The sequence below is a fragment of the Pseudanabaena sp. Chao 1811 genome, from assembly GCF_027942295.1.
Classification (GTDB): domain Bacteria; phylum Cyanobacteriota; class Cyanobacteriia; order Pseudanabaenales; family Pseudanabaenaceae; genus Pseudanabaena.
Genome location: NZ_CP101416.1, coordinates 2,872,500 through 2,889,760, shown reverse-complemented (window position 1 = coordinate 2,889,760; position 17,261 = coordinate 2,872,500). Strand labels below are relative to the sequence as shown.

The following is a 17,261-nucleotide window of genomic DNA, read 5'->3' as shown; positions in this document are numbered from 1 at the left end:
AGTCTCTAAACCTGTTAGACTGACGAGTTTTATGAATGTCTATCGCTAGCTGTAAGCGCTTTATGTTTTTACCTTCATCATTAGTGATACTGGGTGAGATAAGTTGACTCGATTTGTATTTGGCGATATTCATGGTCAATTTGACGGTTTGATGAGGTTGCTTGACTTCATTAAGTACGACTCTGATGACAAATTATTTTTTCTCGGCGATTTAATTGACCGTGGCAGTCGTAGTGCCGACGTTGTGCAATGGATAATGGACAATGGTCATACTGCGCTAAGGGGGAATCATGAACAAATGTGTCTTGATGCCTTTGGCAGTACTGAAGGATCGCTTATCTGGAAAGGATGGTTACTTAATGGCGGTGCAAACACTTTAGAAAGTTATGGAAAAGAAGGCTTGCCCATAGAACATTTAAAGTGGATGCAGCAATTGCCACTTTATCTAGATTTGGGGGATTCTTGGTTAGTCCATGCAGGATTAAACCCTAACTTACCCCTTGAGTTACAAGGGGCAGCAGAGTTTTGTTGGATTCGAGAAGAATTTCACAGTGCAACTGAGCCGTTTTTTGATGACAAAATCATTATTACAGGGCATACGATTACCTTTGTATTTCCGGGGGTAAAACCCGGAAACTTAGTTTTAGGCAAGGGATGGCTAGATATTGATACTGGCGCTTATCATCCCAAGAGTGGCTGGTTATCTGCCTTGGATCTTGATGCGGCAATGGTTTATCAGTGCAACACTTTTACCAATGAGTTAAGGGTAAATCCCTTGGCAGAAATCACGACTGTGATTGAGCCAATGCCGACGCGATCGCAAAGATTAGATGTTAAAAAAACAAATACCCCAAAACGCCGTTGGTCATGGGTATAGCGATCATCTTTGTGAAGCCAAGGAGATCGCTGCTATGGCGATAGTAAAACTTGGTATAAGTCAGGACGGCGATCGCGGAAAAAGCCAAAGGAAGCACGATTTAGTTTTACCTGAGCCAGATCAAATTCAGCTAGAATTACCCCCTCTTCGGTGTCGTTTAGTTCGGCAACCTTATCACCACGGTGATTAGCAATAAAGGAATGACCATAAAAAGTTTGATTGCCCTCTAAGCCAATCCGATTTGCGGCCGCCACAGGAATGACATTACTCACGGCATGACCAATCATGGCGCGTTGCCAAGGATCTTTAGTGTTCAAATTGGGTTCCTCTGGTTCTGAACCGATCGCAGTGGGATATAGCAGAATTTCTGCGCCCATGAGCACCATAGCTCTGGCACATTCGGGAAACCATTGATCCCAGCAGATCCCTACACCAATTTTGCCAAAGGTCGTATCCCAAACCTTAAAGCCCGTATCCCCATTACGGAAATAAAATTTTTCCTCGTACCCAGGACCATCGGGAATATGGCTTTTGCGGTAAATGCCCAGCAATGCACCATTGGCATTCACCATTGCCAAACTGTTGTAATAGACTTGCCCCGATCGCTCAAAAAATGACACAGGAATGACAACATTAAGTTCTTGCGCCAGCTTTTGAAAATGGGCGATCGTTGGATGATTTTCTACGGGTTGCGCCCAATCAAAAAAGCGATCGCGCTCCTCACGACAAAAATAAGAACCTTCAAATAATTCTGGCGGCAAAATTACCTGTGCGCCTTGATGGGCAGCTTTGCTGACTAACTCCGAAATTTTCGCGACGTTAGTAGCAATATCTGCATTCAAAGATGCTTGAATAACAGCGATCGTGACAGTTTTAGAGGATGACATCAGAATATTAGGATGGAAACGGTAAAGTGTAGATATAGCTACTAGTAAGAAATTGGGAGGCGGTGTGGAGCGCCGCCTCCCAATTTCTGGGTTTTAGTTGACGACAGCTTTATCAATAGCCTACCGCAGCACGAAAAAATTCATGAAAAAACTTGTCATTTTATTGATTCAGTTTTATCGCCTATTCATTTCGCCATTATTTCCACCAAGGTGTCGATTTCAACCAACCTGTTCCCAATATGCCTTAACTGCGATTGATCGCTTTGGCTTAATTAAAGGTGGTGGGCTAGCTGTAAAGAGAATTTGTAGTTGTCATCCTTGGAATATTGGTGGTTATGATCCTGTGCCAGAATTACTCCAAACAGATGAACCTGCATAAAAGTAGGTAATGCTTCTTAGCAAAAAAACAAAGCCTGTGGCGCACGCTGCGCATAGCGCCACAGGCTTTGAGTTTTAAATACTTATGCAGATTTGCACAACAATAAATCCTGCACAATTGCCACAACATTATCTAGAGAAATATCTTCTCGGTTCAAGAGTTTGCATAATACCTGCATTGATTGTTCATATTCCTTTTCAAATTGATAGGCATAGATTGGCGGAACATCTGTATATGCAGCCTGTATGACTTTCATGATCCCAGTACGGACAGCACCCACTAACTCACGGGCAAATTCATTAATTGCTCGCTGTCTTAAATGCTTAAATCCGCGATCGCTAGTTGCATACATTGGTGGTAAACGATTTAGGGCATAGGCAGCTACCTCAGCTTGGTTAATTTGGTTATATAGCTCTGGTTTCATAATTTTTTCCATAGCACGGAATATGAGGTGATCTAAAACATTAACCAGACCCAACTGCGCTTGCAAAGTATAGGACTGTAGCGCTCTATATTCCATTTCCGCGGCATCCTTGACTTTCTTCTCCAAAGCCCAAGAAGAACTTCCGTAATTCACCTGTCCTTGAATTACACAAAGACTTGCATCATACAGACATAATGATTGCTGTTTTAATTCCTGTTCTTTTTGTTGTGCTATACGTTTTTCTCTAAAACGTTTTGAGCCAGAAAGTAATGCTTGAGTATGCCTACTCAAATAACTTGCATCCTGTAAGACCGTTTCTTCCTCTGATTGAATTATCGTTTGATTATTAATTTTGGTTGCATAGGTAGATCTCGTAGTAATTGCTTCAACTAAAACGGGAACATCTCGCCAGCGTAAATGTTTACGTCCCAAAATTTGGCTTAACTGATAAAGTACACCTGCACTATTGGTAAATAAATGATTAGGTAATGGTGTTAAATCATGGAGAGGATCACCAAATAAGACAGTTTTTATGCCCTGCCGCACTAATTGTGAAATTTGGGGCTGTAACTCATTTACGGCATAGGCATATTGATAATGCCATCCACTCATAGATGTGGCAAATAATGGTGGTAAACGGTTAAGAGCATAGGCTACCACCTCTGCAACTCTAACTTTAGGTTGTATTTCTGGACGTAGTTCGTCGATTTGATGATAAGTTTCCTTGACTAGAATTTCTTCCAAAACATTGACGAATCCAAGCATTGCCTTATACCTGTATTAGCATTCGACCAAAGGGTGTAATTGAGCTTTAACAGGCAAAGAAATCTATAAATTTAGCGATAGGTGATATGGGCAAAGTAAGAGGAATAGTTTATGACTATGCCCTTAACTTCATGGAATACCATTTAATATTTTTTGTATTTTTTATACTTTTACAAGTGAAATGAATATATCCAAATATTCTCCCCCCAGTAACCCACCATAATTCATTACCTAAATCTCATTAGAATAGATGCAGAACTAGATGGATATATGTTTTAGCTAAGTATTTATTGGCGATCATTCACGACTTTATCACTATAAATAAAAGCATTTCGCTATAACGAAATAAACCTATTGTACGTCTCGGATAATTACTTTTTTAGACTCTTTGCCTAGACTTAACTTATCAAGAAATATGAACAATGGGACTGATCAAATGTCGTAGATTTGTCCCCAAATCAAAGTAAAGTCTCTAAAACAAAAAAATCTTGAAAAAGCAAGCTTTTTCAAGATTTTTTTGTTTACAGTAATGTAAGGTTTGCTTAGGACATAAAAACCAAATAAGTGAAGGCGGCACTTCGTGCCGCCTTCACTTATTTGGTTTTAGGTTTATTCTAGCTATCTCTTACATTGCTATAGAACCAAAGACTTTACTAAGCAAAGTCTTTGGTTCTGGTATTTGAGAGAGAATTTGCTATGCAAATTCTCTCTCAAATACCGTTTTAAATTAGCCTGACCTCGCATGAATTAGCCTAAGCGATAACCAAATCCGCGTACAGTCACAATATGTTTAGGATCGCTAGGATCAATTTCGATTTTTTCGCGTAACCAGCGAATATGGACATCAACAGTTTTGCTATCACCAACAAAATCGACTCCCCAGACTTTTTCTAGCAACTGCTCCCGTGACCAAACGCGACGGGGATGACTCATAAACAAATCGAGCAGGCGAAATTCTTTAGGAGAAAGATTAATCTCTGCATCATTGATCGTAACGCGACATTCATCGGGATACATGGTGATATCGCCAAATTTATATACTGTGGCATTGGTTGCCACGAAATCACGACGACTACGACGCAACAATGCTCGACAACGGGCTACAAGTTCACGCATCCCAAAGGGTTTACTGAGATAGTCATCAGCTCCGACCTCTAAACCTACAATGCGATCGGACTCATTACCCTTGGCGCTAATCATCAAAACAGGAACATTGTTACCTTCATGGCGCAAGATCCGACAGAAATCTAACCCATTAATCGAAGGTAACATTACATCTAAAATCACCAAATCTAGCCTCACCGCAGTTTTGGCAATTTGTAAAGCTTTATAACCATCTTCAGCGAGGAAAATGCTATATCCTTCTTCTCGCAAAGCCAGAGCGATCGCCTCTTGAATAATCGCTTCATCTTCCACTACCAAGATACAACCGACAGTGTTTTTAGAAGCTGAGACAGGCTGTTCTGTTAAAAGCATAAAAAAGTTGTATTAGGTTTGGTCTAACCGTATCCAATTTTACATTGATTACTAGCTAATTATGTTTCATAGTTTTTGATTTTCAGCAGCATCAGCACTAAAAGCCAAAAACCTAATTAATTATGGCAAGAAAAAGTTAGGGATCAGGGATTTTGCCAAATTTCTTAGGTTTTGGTTGAGCGATCGCGCAATTTGAATATGAGGCTCATCGGCTTCAATTGGGAGAATCTGAGCCATGTTGCCCTGACTAAATTGTTGAATCACTAAATTTGCCGCTTCTAAACCAGTGACATAGGCTTTTTCCTGAGACCATGAGCCATGATTCGTAATAATCCAATCACCGCTCATATATAAGTTTGGAAAGCTAGTAATAGGGCGCAATAGGTGCTGGTAACTTCCGGGGGCGAAATGGGTCACAGCGCGAGGCAACCGAATTACACTGCTATCCACAACTGTTGCATTCTTAAATTCTTGCAAACAAGTGGCGAGATATTGCTGGACAATTGTTACGATTTCTTGATTGTCAAGGGGCAAGAATTGGTTCGCGTGATAAAAATCCACTTCGATTACCGAACCAGTCTCATCTGCATATTCATCATGGAGCACATTGAGATCAAAGAATGTCCAACCAGTAGTTGCATCAAAACCAAAGCAGGCATTGGATGGACGAGGAATATTGATCTTGCGATCGAACCATAGGCGCACGGCTAAAACATCGATCGCTCCTAAATTCATCAAGTTACGAAATTCACGCCGTTTTTGTAAAGCCGCACTATTAGAGACAATTTTTTGCATCCCTGAAATGCCCACGGAGAAAACCACGGCATCGGCATCAAAGGTTTCTTCGCCACAAGTTACACCTGTTACTTTGCCTGCCCCATCAACGCGCAAATCACTAACACGTCTATTGGTAAGGATTTTGCCACCTAAACTGGTGATGCGATCGCACCAAGGTTTAAAGATTTTTTCGCCCACTGTGCCACGACACCAGACCACATCAAAATCCGCTTGATGCGCCAAGATGAAGTAATACAACATTCCCAAAGCCGCCGCCGCCGAGCATTGCTCCCCAGGGGCAAATAATCCGACTAATAGCATTGGCTCAAAGGATTCACGATATAACCGCTCCGATACGCCATACTGACGGAATAACTCTCTGGCGGTGATGCCATCGTAGCGTTTCCATGCCTCATCGGAATTGTCAAAGTCCACCACGGCATACATTAGAGGCAATGCTGACAGGCGATCGCTAAGTGGCAATCTTTTAAATTGTGTATAGGCAAACGTGCCAAGGGGTGAAGGCAATCGCGGCAAGTCTTGAAAAATCGGCGATTCCACTTCTAATCCTGCGGGGGAATATTGTGCCGATCGCGTCCAAGGGGTGAAGGGATCAAGCTCTAGCTCTTTAACTAAGGAAAAAATATTGCGATAGGGATACCAAAAACCGTGAATGCCTGCCTCAACCGATCGCCCCCCTGCGGTTTTCCAACCTGCGACTAAGCCCCCTGCCTGCGCCCCTGCCTCTAGCAAGGTGACATCATAGCCCTGCTTGGTGAGTTGATAGGTCGCGCCTAAGCCAGCCCAACCTGCACCAACAACGATTACTTTTGGTTTATCTGTCATTATTTTTTTGAATACAAATTTTCTGTAACGAACCTCACGGAGTAAGGCTTATGACCAAGAATTAAAGTCTCTTACTAATTTTAAAACCGTGAGAGTCAGTTCCACAGGTGTGCATAAGTCCATGAATATCCGCAAGATGCCGAATTTCTTCGGTTTGCTTAGGGCTAGGTTTCCAAGGATCGCTATTGTCATAGCCATAGTAGGTTTCTACACCGTCAATCCCCAAGGCGGCGGCGGCGGGAATCAGGTCTTCAGGCGATCGCCGATAACGGGCAGGATGGGCAAGTACCGCTAGTCCCCCAGCCGAATGAATGGCTTTAATTACACTAATTGCTTGATAGTCTAAACCTGCGGTGGTTTTGCCTTGCAAATAAGGGTGCATTGCCCCATGTTTAGGATCAAAGCCATAGCCGAGAATATGTACTTCCGTAAAAATCAGACTGGCATTAACTTCGATCCCTGACCAGAGGGTTGGGAGGTTTGCTGGCTCATTGACTTGGCTAGCAAAATTATCAAGATATTGCTTGGCAACGTAATAACCGCCGATCGCATGGTGATCGGTAATTGCCAAATCGGATAGACGCAAAGCGATCGCCTGCTGAATTAAATCAACAGCCTGCATCTTGCCATCAGAATGCACCGTATGCAAATGAAAGTTCAGCCTATGTGGACAACTCATGGCATCGACAGACGCAAAAATTTTTCGCAATTTACTAGTTGCGCTCGACTCTGAGATCAATAGCGGAGTTTGAGTTACCATGACACATCTCTACATAAGCAGATCTTTAACAATTCTTAATTTCTTAACCACAATTTTACCCAAATCGGGGTAGCTAGTTTAACTTTTATTGAGATAGATTCTCAGATACTAAGACATTGATACACGAATATTGTTCGCCTATGCGATGGATAAACAGAACAATAGGTATCTCAATCTAATGGGATTTAGGACTGTTGATCGTATTGACCATACTGGACTTGCTCGATCTCATTATGATCAAGGCTCTGCTCAGAAGTCTCGTAATAACTAGATAATAATTCGCGAGTTTCGACTTTGCCTAAATTCGACTCGATTTCGGCAGTAATTGCGACGCATTCACTACCAGACATGTCTATCGCACGTTCAACGATTTTGCCATCTTTCCCGATTAAGTACTCGATACGTTGATATTGCGACATAATCTATAAATTTTTCCCAACAATAACAATTGCTAATATTCTAGCGTTTATAAATCAAAAAGATCAAAACCGTAAAACGAAAAGCATCGCTTTTTAGATCGATATAACTAGCTGTCCAAGGGATTTTAAAATTTGTAGCACTAGGTATAAATGGTTTTCTGGTTCTGAGAGGGAGAAAACTTTAGATAGTGTGTAAGTAGGTGAAGGAGTCGGCTCTAGCTTAATAAAACGAAATTCTCGCCCATTGGTAATCATCCCAAATGTATTTTGGTTAGCCAAATGATTAGGACTAGCACTCATGTAAGTCAGGGCTTGAGGCAACGCCATCATTACGTCATACTGAACACTCTTAGACTCGATCACTACAACCCAGATAGAATTTTGTAGGACTAAGACATCAATTTGTCCTCGTACTATTTCAGAGCCATCTTGAGATTCCACTTCAACGGATTCTTCGAGGGTTGTGTAAAATGGCGGGTCATAAAATCCTGCGAGGGATAGCAAAGGCGACAGAGTAACCATCTTGACGGTTACTTCTAGAAGTGGGCGATCGGCAAGATATAAGTATTGTTGCTTAGTACGATCTAGCTGCTGCTTTTCGAGTTCGCTAAGCGGTTGTGCCGAATTTAGTAAATCACTGAAAAAACTATCAGTTGGAGCTTGATGCAAATGAAACTTACTTTTGACATCGTACAAGCTGAGCCTTGAGGCTTGTAGAGTTGCAGGCATAATGAAAACTCCTTTACAGTAATTTACAGTTAGCTTTTAGTAGCGATCGCCCACATCATCATTTTCCAGCTAAACGCTTCTCAGTGTTTTGAATTGCTTTAGTAGCATAGACATCATTGGGGCGCAACTTTAAAGCACGCTTAAAGTTAATCAGAGCGGTGTTGTAGTCTTTTTTGTCATAGGCTTTATAACCGATCCTCATCCAAACATCATATTTACCTTTTATAGTCTTGGTAGCAGTGTTGGTTGATTTGGCTTTAACAGTTTCTGTAGTTGATGGCGCAGCTATAGCGGAGTTACAAAATATGCAGGAGCCGACAATCGTAAGGAGCAATAGAAATTTTTTCATACCCTGATTTAAACCCTAATTTAAGTGCATTGAAAAAATTAACGATGTTGGGATTACTATAATTAGTCTTCCCAGAATTTACTAATAAGTAATAACAATTAATAAGTAGCTAGGTGCAATTAAATATAGAACCCTAAAGCCTATATTAAAAGCATAGCCTGCACTATAAGCTTGGATTTTGGTCTTTAATTATGCCCAGCTACTTAACAATTTTCAAGACAGGAACGACCTCTTAAAAGTTGCAAAATCCTAGCGATCAAGTTCCACAACTTTGTTCGCCGAGATGCCATCGGTTGCTGTGCCAAAATACCAGAGAGAAGCAGCAGCTTCGGCACGGGTAACAGGCTTTTGGGGTTGTAACAATGTGGTAAATCCAAAGCTACGGCGAATGTTAGAAATATCGCGCAGTTGAGCATCGGCAAAAATTGCACCTAAAGCATTTTCGCTAATGCGATCGCTATCTTTAAAGCCCCATGTTTGACTAATACTGTCCCATGTGGCACTAGGCAGAGGCTGTCTGAGATCGAGGGGGATTTTCCATTGCACCAATTCTTCACGGAGGAGGGGATCATTAGGACGAAAGCGATCGCCTGTACCAATTAGCCCTGCATTAGCTAAGCCCTGAATGATGGCAAAGTCAGGATGGTTATTCGGTACATCCGTAAAACTTGCCGTTTCATTGGGTTGCGCGAGACGAATCTGGCGGCTCGGTTGATTTTTATAGAAACGATTATTAGTTTGCAGTAGCCATCTGGCATATTCTCGCCTTGCTACTAAGTTATTAGGCTGGAATTGCAATCCTGTTTTTGCGGTAATCGTCCCTAATTTATTGAGATCTTTGATCCAAGGTCTTAAGGCAACAGGACCCTGCTCGATGTCACTAAATTCGCCCGCCTGAGGTTGAGCAGTTGCAAAATTGATGTAAAAAAAGGTTTTGAGAGAATTTGGATTTTTTGCGCTTGAAGAATTAGGTAAAGCTTGTACAGCGATCGCAATCATCTGATTAGATAAGCTTTCACTTTTAAAATTGGGGAAATTAGGGCGCTCGCTAAATTTGGGAGCCAAGCTGGGAGAAGCAGTGGGAGATGAAGATGGCGTGGTGACAGGTTCTGTGGTGGGAGTTACAGTTGGGGTGGCAGAGGGAGCAGGTTTATTTTGTTCAGCAATGGGTTCAGGGCTGGAATCACTGTTAGGGTTTGCTGGAGCGATCACCCCTTCTAAGGAATTGCCAAGATTAGACCCTTGGCAAGCGCTGAGGGAACAAGCAATTAGTCCTAGGATTAATCGAAATGTGAACTTCATTAAAACTCCACATCAATATCATCAGGAAAGCTCAAGTCCAGCAACTGTTCAAAACTATAGGGACATTCATTGGGCAATACGTTTTTCTTAATTGGTGTCTCACTCAAAACTAACGCTAATCCCAAGCGAAAACCCTTGAACAAAGCTTTATCTAAATAGGACTTTAGACTCGGATTGTCCGCTAACAAGTCTTGAATTTCCTCTCTTTGCAACTGGATCGTCACTTGCCAACTACGCGATCGCTTTTGGGGTTGGTATTGCCATTTTAAGAGATGTCCAATCAGCACTCCAAGCCGATTAGATAACTCCTGCTGCTTTTGCTTACCCAACGACTCAATTTCCTCAACTAAGTTAGCCACATCTAATCCATCTAACTTACCTAATGCTAAAAGTTTGGACTGCTGCATTGTCCAACCATAAAAATCCGTCTCATATAAACCTGTTTCCATACTTCTATTGGTAATGATTCAGTACTTTAGGATGAGCGTCTCTTTGAGATGCCCATCCTAGCAGTCTTATTGTGCATGATTAGGAAGCTTGATCGATCTCGGCGAGATTAGCGCTAGGTGGTAACAGCAGTGGCGTATTTATGGGAATGACACAGGCGATTTCAGGGCGGAAATTGGCATAGCGGCTGCGGCGGATGCCGATTAATTCTGCCTGAATATCCGTAGTACTTTCACCTAAACAAATCAGCAAATGCGTAGTCAGTTCTAAACTTGCCTCAAAGGTGGGATGCACAACTTCCTTGGCTCCCAGTTGATACAGCGTATCGATATCCGCATCTTTTTCGGCTCTAGCGACAATATCAATCTCTGGCGAAATGCTAATGGCTCTCTGGACGCATAACCTCGTAGCGATCGGGTCAGAAATAGCAATCAGCATCGATCGCGCATGGTCGATCTCCGCTTTTTCGAGTACCAAGGGACTGGCGCAATTGCCATATAGGTAAGGGATATTTTGCGATCGCAAGATCTCTACCTTAGACTCAGCATCTTCAATTACGAGGACAGGATAGCCCTTTGATTGCAGTAACGCTACAATCCCCTGTCCGATCCGCCCATAACCACAGACCACCACATGATCCTTTAGTTCAGCATTGGCAGAAAGTTCTTGAGGCATATCTAGCTTGTTCATCCATGCCTTCAGGAATGGTACTTTTTCCAGTAATTGCAAAATCTGCGGTGTTGCCTTCAGTAAGAAGGGTGTAACCATTAAGGTGACAGCAGTTGTCCCTAAAATCAGTAAATATACGCGGCGGGAAACTAATCCTAATTTTTGACCTTCGCTAGCAAGTACAAAGGAAAACTCTCCAATTTGGGCAAGTCCTAAGCCTGCAAAAATGGCAACGCGCAGGGGATAACGGAAAATGCTCACCAATGGTACGACGATCAGGAATTTACCCAGCATTACGATCGCCACTAGACTCAGAATCAATTCCCAGTTTTGCAGTAAAAAGGCAGGATCGATCAGCATCCCGATCGCCGCAAAAAACAAGGTCGCAAACACATCGCGCAAGGGTTCTACATAGGTGAGCGCTTGATCAGCATATTCCACCTCCGAAATCATCAAACCTGCGACGAATGCACCCATTTCAATCGACAAGCCTAAATGCTCAGTAAGAAGCGCAATGCCTAGACATAACACGATCACACTCAGCAAAAATAGTTCACGGCTCTCGGTACTTGCCACCCAGCGCAAAAATGGCGGAATCACCCAAATTCCCGCCGCGATCGCTGCCCCTGCAAATAGAGCCGTCACCGCTAAGGCTTTGATCACCTCAATACCTACGGATTCAGGATGATCGAGCGCAGGCAATACCGCTAACATTAATCCCAAAGCTAAGTCTTGGATGATTAACATCCCCAATGTCACCTGTCCCTGTGCAGACTCGGTTTCGTTGTTTTCCATCAAACTTCGCAGCACAACTGCCGTAGAGGAGAGCGACAGGATGCCACCAAGGAAAATGCCTTGAGTTGGTGTGTCCACCCATCCCACCAATACAGATACTCCTGTGGTGAGGGCGATCGTCAATAAAATCTGTAAAGTACCACCACCAAGGGCGATCGCTCTCACTTTATTTAACTGCTTTAGTGAAAACTCAACGCCAAGGGCAAACAGTAAGAAGGCAACCCCAAACTGGGCAAGGGTCTCTACCTGAATCAATTCTTTGATCAGTCCTAAGCCCGTAGGTCCAACGACGATGCCACCAAAGATGTAGCCCAATAAAACTGGTAATCGCAGCGCCGCCGCCAATAATCCGCCAAAGGAGGCTGCTGCAAGAACCGTTACTAAATCAACAATTAACCGAAAATCTTCTTGCACAGAAATCAACTTAAGAACATTGCCTTCTCTACTTTAAACCCATATCCGAAAAAGGGAACAAGCATTGCTCCTTTTTCTTTCACCCCAATAACTCATTAACTGTCATGCTAAAGCCACTAAGAACGACAGAGGTAATCACCTCATCGGCAACATAAATTTTGCGAGCATCTTGGGTTAATACCACGATCAACCGTTCTTCATTAAAAATTAGCCAAACTTCTTGACACTGCGATCGCAAATATTCGTGCGCCTTAGCAAATACATCATTAGCGGCATCAGTCGGTGAGATCACTTCCGCAATTAAAGGAAAGCTTTGGGGCAAAGTGGGTAAATTGCCATACTCAGCTAGCAAATCAGGGGTGAGATAAGCAACGTCAGGTCTACGTCCTTGTTCCAGAGTGCGACAGGGTACTTCAGTATATACTTCACCACCAATCCCAGAGGTTTCAATATGACTTTTCCAAAGCCATCCAACCCTACTTTGTACCCGACCATGTTGTAATGTCATACCCGTTTTTTCGATTAAATTGCCGCTAACCCATTCCAGTCCACCCGATGGGGGATTGTTGACCCATTCATCAAGGGAAATTTTGGGAATAGCTATCTCTTCTGCTTTTTCAGCGATCGCAGGGCTAACCATAGTTTTAAGCAAGCTAACTTTAGTCTGATTATACTTAAACCCAATTTTTTGTGGCGTAGCTTTGCCGTGCCACAAAAAATTGGGTTCTTTATTTTAGTGAACGCACTGTAAATCAACACTTTCACAGTTTCGAGAAATAAATTTTATTTTTGGGTTGTCAAGATTGCACAGTATGTTATTATTAGATTCGCGAGTTAAGGGCTTGTAGCTCAGTGGACTAGAGCACGTGGCTACGGACCACGGTGTCGGGGGTTCGAATCCCTCCTGGCCCGTCCAGAATGAATAAAAAAGCAGCACCATGTGCTGCTTTTTTGTTGGGCATTTTTATGCTGCTTTTTTATTGGGTATCTTGTTTAGTTTTAAACTTTCCTGAGATCGCTTGATCGACATCTTCAGGACTGACAATCCAATAGCTAAAGCGGAACTCATTTGCTCCGCTAGGTCTACCCTTGAGACTTGTAGTTTGGATTTGATCAGGTTTTAAAGTGAGGCTAAAGGTCGCGATCGCCATCATTTCATCAAAACTGAGATTAGAATCTACATGCTTTTGCATAATATTGATCAAATCAGGAAGACGTAGCACAACCGAAGGACTAGCAATTTTTGCCTTGAGAGCCTTTAAAACTATTTGCTGACGCTTAATACGTCCAATATCACCATCTTCATCATGACGGAATCGGGCAAAACCTTCAGCCTGTGTGCCATTAAGAACTTGTACTCCTGCATAAAGATCAATATTTAGCTTTTGCGTTTTATCTACATACTTCATCCGCTTAGGGACATTGACCTCAATCCCACCAAGGGCATCAATCAAAGCTGATAGCCCCGAAGTATCTAAGCGTACATAGCGATCGATTTCCACGCCATTGAGTTTTTCAGAAACAATTTCCTGAGCGAGTTCTGCGCCACCATAGACATTAGCGGCATTAATCTTGGTTACGCCATAATTGGGGATTGGTACTTGGGTATCGCGAGGGATTGAGAGGATATTCACCGAGCGATCACTTGGATCAAATCGAATCAGCAACATACTATCGCTACGACCATTAAAGGATTCTGGCGAACCGAGGGGAGCCTCAAGGACACGATCTACTCCCATCACTAAAATTTGGTAAGGACGTTCTAACTTCCGCCCCAAGCCTTCCATCAAAACTTCTTCGGGCTTGCGACCAGACAGCAAACCACCCCAATCTATGGCATTAATCGGGACAATTCGCCCTAGAAATGCACCAGCCCCAACAGAGACAATTAAAGATAAGGTAAACCCAATTTTTGCGAAGGGAATGTGCTTAATTTTGGATATGGTCTGGACAACACCGACTTGCTTTGATTCTGGCAAATTAGTAGGCAAATCAGCCCGATTGGTGGCATCGGCTGACCGAACTTTGGATGCAGTTATCGGTCTATTGCTCACACACCACTCCATACTTCTATAATGCTCAACAAACAACATATACCGCAAGTCAACAACTCTATGCAAGCTGTAATTATTGCTGGTGGGAAAGGAACAAGGCTTAGACCCTTGACCTATGGCTGTCCTAAACCAATGCTACCTCTGATTGATCGCCCATTCTTAGAATGGATGATTAATCGTTGCCGTGAAGCTAGTGTGACCGACATTTTGTTAAATGTGCAGTATCACTCGCAACAGGTAATCGATTATTTCGGAGATGGCGATCGCTTTGGCGTAAAAATTCGTTATGTCGAAGAGTCCACACCATTGGATACCGCAGGAGCTATTAAGCTTGCAGAGCCATATTTCACGGGTGAATCATTGATTGTCTTCAATGCTGACATTCTCACTAATTTAGACTTGACGGCATTGATAAAGTTTCATCAAGAGACTAAAGCTGATGCAACTTTGACCTTAACCAGAGTCCCCGATATTACGCCATTTGGCTTAGTAGAGATTGATAAGCAAAATCAAGTGCAGGCTTTCCGCGAAAAACCAAATGCAGAGCAAGCCGTAGCATTTCTGGCACAAGGAATTAATACGATTAATGCAGGAACTTATGTTCTGGAGCCAAAGATTTTTGATATCTATCCTACGGGAGAGCCTTTGAGCTTTGAACGCACAGTCTTCCCAAATGTGCTGGAGCGTGGTTTGAAGATGATGGGTTTTGTGTGGGACGGCTATTGGATGGATATGGGAACACCTGAAAAGTATTTCCAAGCCCAGATTGATGTGTTGGAAGGAAAGGTTCCTTATGATTTTGGCGATCGCTCTGAGCAGAGAAGCACAGGTATATGGGTTTCCAAAACTGCCACTATTGCTGAGGGAGCAGTTTTAGAGGCTCCTTGCTATATAGGAGATGCTGCTTCCATTGGTAAGAATTCTCATATTCCTTCTCAAACTTTAGTGGGAGCGAATTCTTTGATCAATAAAGCGATCGCTTCAGGTATGTATAGCGCAGGCTCACTAATTGTTTAGATAACCCAAGTTGCTACCTATTCATTTAAGACTAAAGTTAAAATAAAAAATGCTAGATTTTTATATAAAAATAGCGTCATTTTGGACTTAGCGAGGCTGTTTTTAACTTGTTTTGAGCCGATTTTTAATAGGTAGCAACTTGGGTTAGATAAAAAAAGCCTCGCTCAGCGAGGCTTAAATAATCAAAAAAGATTCGCGATGCGAATCTTTTTTGATTTAGTAGTTACGTTTAAATGACTCTAGCCATTCACGCAATTGTTGAGTAGCAATCTCTTTGCCTCCAAGACCAAAAGCAACAGCGATCGCCACGGCAATTGCTCCAGTCAGTAAGCCAAAGGCAAGATCAACGATATTGCTAGCAACACCAATCTGCTTAAGAGCCATTGCAGTGATCAGAACAACAATGGAAATCCTTGCCGCATGACCGAGAATTCTAGCTTGTCTTCCACCTGTGCTAGTAATCAAATTAAAAGCAAGATTGGCAAGATATAGCCCGATCGCAAAAATAACCACGCCACTGAGTACTTGACCTGCAACTTGCAAGACCCCAAACACAATGCGGGTAAGGGCATTAATTTGTAAGACATCGGTTGCTGCCGCGATCGCTACGAGAATAATCGCAATGAACACAATGATACCAACAACTTGCGAAGGCGTTTGTTGGGGTAGTGTCGTAATCGATTTATTCTCAGGATCTGAATTTGCTGAGGAGTCGCTAGGAGGAATTGCCGCGATCGCAGGAAATCCCAGCCATTGCAAGATGTTGTTAAATCCTAATCCTGTCAGAATTCCCGAAACAATATCTCTCGCAAACTGCCCAATAAAATAGGCAACAGCGAGAATCACAATTGCCACAAAAATCTGAGGTAGGAAGCGCAATACTTGATCGAGCATTGCCGTCGCTGGACGGGAGATTGCACCAACTTCTAAAGCTTCTAACGTGGATATCGCTGTGGGAATAAGAATCAATACATAGATAAAATTCCCAACCACCTGAGAAAGCGTGTATTCAGTTTGATTATTAGCCCAGCGTCGTAGGAATTGATCGGCTCCACTAGTAGCTAGGAGATTTGTCACAATTCGCTTAACTACTTGAGCAATCAACCAGCCGATCCCACCGATAATCACTGCCTTGAGGATTTTCGGTAGAGCACTTAGAATTTGATTGACTAGATTTTGCAAGGGCTGGAGTGCCTGTACTAAACCTAGAGCATCTAAGACTAAAGGCAAAAACAGCAGCAAGACAAACCAATATAAAGCCGAAGATAGGGTCTCACTGAGGGGGATTGTCTCAGATTTTGATTCCGTATCAGCATCACTTACCTGTGCATTTACCTTGTCATCGATTTGTGCCGATCGCAAAAAGCTCCCAACGAGCAATTTGCTAAAGGTTGCCAATACCCATGCAATTCCGAGCAGGATGGCTGCGCCGCCCAATTTTGGTAAAAATGATGTAATTTGCCCTAATAAACTATTTAGTGGCGTAGCAACTGCATCTAATTTGAGAAATTGGAAAAATGCGACTAAGGTAAAAAGTAAAATAATCCAGAAAACTGTAGTACCTGCCCATTTTTCGATAGGAAAAGTATTACTACGGGAGCCTGATAACCAAGATGTTAGCTTGTTATCAACATCGGTACGTCTCAGAAGTTTTTCCGTTATAGAGGAGAAAACTATAGCAATTACCCAACCGAGAACAAGAATTAGAACAGCCAAAATTAATTTGACGACAAATCCATCGGGGTTGAGTAAATCTTCAATTGCAAATCCTTTCGCTGTTGAGGTTTGGGCTAACAGGAAAGAGGAAACATCGTGCATAAATCACACCTCAAAGCTGAACAATTAAGGAGTATCCTCTTCCGTATCTTAAGTGGA

18 protein-coding genes and 1 tRNA gene are annotated in these 17,261 nt (G+C 42.6%); 4 read left to right on the top strand and 15 right to left on the bottom strand.

Features of this window, described 5'->3' with window-relative positions; genetic code table 11:
• The first annotated feature begins 103 nt into the window (after window positions 1-103).
• Window positions 104-877 (top strand): metallophosphoesterase family protein, encoded by a 774-nt coding sequence (locus NMG48_RS13210; RefSeq protein WP_271251990.1) that lies wholly within the window; start codon window positions 104-106, stop codon window positions 875-877.
• Between the two features lie 32 nt (window positions 878-909).
• Here the strand turns inward: NMG48_RS13210 and aguB are convergent, their stop codons facing one another.
• The gene (gene aguB, locus NMG48_RS13205; RefSeq protein ID WP_271251989.1) at window positions 910-1,764 is read right to left on the bottom strand and encodes an N-carbamoylputrescine amidase; all 855 of its coding nucleotides are present in this window, start codon (window positions 1,762-1,764) and stop codon (window positions 910-912) included.
• 142 nt (window positions 1,765-1,906) lie between these two features.
• Here aguB and yidD point away from each other — a divergent pair, with 142 nt between their 5' ends.
• The gene (gene yidD / locus NMG48_RS13200) at window positions 1,907-2,143 is read left to right on the top strand and encodes a membrane protein insertion efficiency factor YidD (protein ID WP_271251988.1); all 237 of its coding nucleotides are present in this window, start codon (window positions 1,907-1,909) and stop codon (window positions 2,141-2,143) included.
• Between the two features lie 82 nt (window positions 2,144-2,225).
• Here yidD and NMG48_RS13195 read toward each other — a convergent pair whose 3' ends face one another.
• From NMG48_RS13195 to NMG48_RS13145, 11 genes are all read right to left on the bottom strand, one after another.
• Window positions 2,226-3,332: a late competence development ComFB family protein gene (locus NMG48_RS13195; protein WP_271251987.1), complete on the bottom strand. Its 1,107-nt coding sequence runs from the start codon at window positions 3,330-3,332 to the stop codon at window positions 2,226-2,228.
• Window positions 3,333-4,079: 747 nt separating this feature from the next.
• On the bottom strand, window positions 4,080-4,808 hold the full coding sequence (locus tag NMG48_RS13190) for a winged helix-turn-helix domain-containing protein (protein ID WP_126385591.1): 729 nt from the start codon (window positions 4,806-4,808) through the stop codon (window positions 4,080-4,082).
• Between the two features lie 120 nt (window positions 4,809-4,928).
• Window positions 4,929-6,431, bottom strand: coding sequence for a hydroxysqualene dehydroxylase (locus NMG48_RS13185; RefSeq protein WP_271251986.1), 1,503 nt, complete (start codon window positions 6,429-6,431; stop codon window positions 4,929-4,931).
• 61 nt (window positions 6,432-6,492) lie between these two features.
• Window positions 6,493-7,191, bottom strand: coding sequence for a PHP domain-containing protein (locus NMG48_RS13180; protein WP_169362414.1), 699 nt, complete (start codon window positions 7,189-7,191; stop codon window positions 6,493-6,495).
• Window positions 7,192-7,376: 185 nt separating this feature from the next.
• Window positions 7,377-7,610, bottom strand: coding sequence for a DUF2997 domain-containing protein (locus NMG48_RS13175; protein WP_271251985.1), 234 nt, complete (start codon window positions 7,608-7,610; stop codon window positions 7,377-7,379).
• 93 nt (window positions 7,611-7,703) lie between these two features.
• Window positions 7,704-8,339, bottom strand: coding sequence for a type I restriction enzyme HsdR N-terminal domain-containing protein (locus NMG48_RS13170; RefSeq protein WP_271251984.1), 636 nt, complete (start codon window positions 8,337-8,339; stop codon window positions 7,704-7,706).
• 58 nt (window positions 8,340-8,397) lie between these two features.
• Entirely contained in the window at window positions 8,398-8,688 is a 291-nt protein-coding gene (locus NMG48_RS13165; RefSeq protein WP_271251983.1) for a tetratricopeptide repeat protein, read from the bottom strand.
• A gap of 249 nt (window positions 8,689-8,937) precedes the next feature.
• The gene (locus NMG48_RS13160; protein ID WP_271251982.1) at window positions 8,938-9,990 is read right to left on the bottom strand and encodes an S-layer homology domain-containing protein; all 1,053 of its coding nucleotides are present in this window, start codon (window positions 9,988-9,990) and stop codon (window positions 8,938-8,940) included.
• Complete coding sequence (locus NMG48_RS13155) at window positions 9,990-10,439, bottom strand: DUF29 domain-containing protein (RefSeq protein WP_271251981.1); 450 nt, start codon at window positions 10,437-10,439, stop codon at window positions 9,990-9,992. Before NMG48_RS13155 ends, NMG48_RS13160 begins: the two co-directional genes overlap by 1 nt.
• 79 nt (window positions 10,440-10,518) lie before the next feature.
• Window positions 10,519-12,315, bottom strand: coding sequence for a cation:proton antiporter (locus NMG48_RS13150; RefSeq protein WP_271251980.1), 1,797 nt, complete (start codon window positions 12,313-12,315; stop codon window positions 10,519-10,521).
• Window positions 12,316-12,394: 79 nt separating this feature from the next.
• Window positions 12,395-12,967, bottom strand: a complete 573-nt coding sequence (locus NMG48_RS13145) for a Uma2 family endonuclease (protein WP_271251979.1) — start codon at window positions 12,965-12,967, stop codon at window positions 12,395-12,397.
• 186 nt (window positions 12,968-13,153) lie between these two features.
• Between NMG48_RS13145 and NMG48_RS13140 the strand changes: the two genes are divergently transcribed.
• Window positions 13,154-13,227: transfer RNA gene (locus NMG48_RS13140), tRNA-Arg, on the top strand.
• 65 nt (window positions 13,228-13,292) lie between these two features.
• Here NMG48_RS13140 and NMG48_RS13135 read toward each other — a convergent pair.
• The gene (locus tag NMG48_RS13135) at window positions 13,293-14,369 is read right to left on the bottom strand and encodes an LCP family protein (protein WP_271251978.1); all 1,077 of its coding nucleotides are present in this window, start codon (window positions 14,367-14,369) and stop codon (window positions 13,293-13,295) included.
• A gap of 60 nt (window positions 14,370-14,429) precedes the next feature.
• On the opposite strand from NMG48_RS13135, the gene NMG48_RS13130 reads away from it, so the two are divergent.
• Window positions 14,430-15,386: an NDP-sugar synthase gene (locus tag NMG48_RS13130; protein ID WP_271251977.1), complete on the top strand. Its 957-nt coding sequence runs from the start codon at window positions 14,430-14,432 to the stop codon at window positions 15,384-15,386.
• Window positions 15,387-15,510: 124 nt separating this feature from the next.
• Here NMG48_RS13130 and NMG48_RS21815 read toward each other — a convergent pair whose 3' ends face one another.
• A complete protein-coding gene (locus NMG48_RS21815) occupies window positions 15,511-15,579 on the bottom strand; it encodes a hypothetical protein (RefSeq protein WP_441339191.1) in 69 nt (22 codons plus the stop codon).
• Between the two features lie 23 nt (window positions 15,580-15,602).
• Entirely contained in the window at window positions 15,603-17,204 is a 1,602-nt protein-coding gene (locus NMG48_RS13125; protein ID WP_271251976.1) for a mechanosensitive ion channel, read from the bottom strand.
• Window positions 17,205-17,261 lie beyond the last annotated feature (57 nt).

What these genes read in the sequence shown, in the direction of transcription:
- yidD (WP_271251988.1), top strand. Translation starts at nt 1,907, where the DNA reads ATGAAAAAACTTGTCATTTTATTGATTCAGTTTTATCGCCTATTCATT.
- aguB (WP_271251989.1), bottom strand. Translation starts at nt 1,764, where the DNA reads ATGTCATCCTCTAAAACTGTCACGATCGCTGTTATTCAAGCATCTTTG.
- NMG48_RS13195 (WP_271251987.1), bottom strand. Translation starts at nt 3,332, where the DNA reads ATGCTTGGATTCGTCAATGTTTTGGAAGAAATTCTAGTCAAGGAAACT.
- NMG48_RS13185 (WP_271251986.1), bottom strand. Translation starts at nt 6,431, where the DNA reads ATGACAGATAAACCAAAAGTAATCGTTGTTGGTGCAGGTTGGGCTGGC.
- NMG48_RS13160 (WP_271251982.1), bottom strand. Translation starts at nt 9,990, where the DNA reads ATGAAGTTCACATTTCGATTAATCCTAGGACTAATTGCTTGTTCCCTC.
- NMG48_RS13165 (WP_271251983.1), bottom strand. Translation starts at nt 8,688, where the DNA reads ATGAAAAAATTTCTATTGCTCCTTACGATTGTCGGCTCCTGCATATTT.
- NMG48_RS13155 (WP_271251981.1), bottom strand. Translation starts at nt 10,439, where the DNA reads ATGGAAACAGGTTTATATGAGACGGATTTTTATGGTTGGACAATGCAG.
- NMG48_RS13190 (WP_126385591.1), bottom strand. Translation starts at nt 4,808, where the DNA reads ATGCTTTTAACAGAACAGCCTGTCTCAGCTTCTAAAAACACTGTCGGT.
- NMG48_RS13170 (WP_271251984.1), bottom strand. Translation starts at nt 8,339, where the DNA reads ATGCCTGCAACTCTACAAGCCTCAAGGCTCAGCTTGTACGATGTCAAA.
- NMG48_RS13125 (WP_271251976.1), bottom strand. Translation starts at nt 17,204, where the DNA reads ATGCACGATGTTTCCTCTTTCCTGTTAGCCCAAACCTCAACAGCGAAA.
- NMG48_RS13175 (WP_271251985.1), bottom strand. Translation starts at nt 7,610, where the DNA reads ATGTCGCAATATCAACGTATCGAGTACTTAATCGGGAAAGATGGCAAA.
- NMG48_RS13130 (WP_271251977.1), top strand. Translation starts at nt 14,430, where the DNA reads ATGCAAGCTGTAATTATTGCTGGTGGGAAAGGAACAAGGCTTAGACCC.
- NMG48_RS13180 (WP_169362414.1), bottom strand. Translation starts at nt 7,191, where the DNA reads ATGGTAACTCAAACTCCGCTATTGATCTCAGAGTCGAGCGCAACTAGT.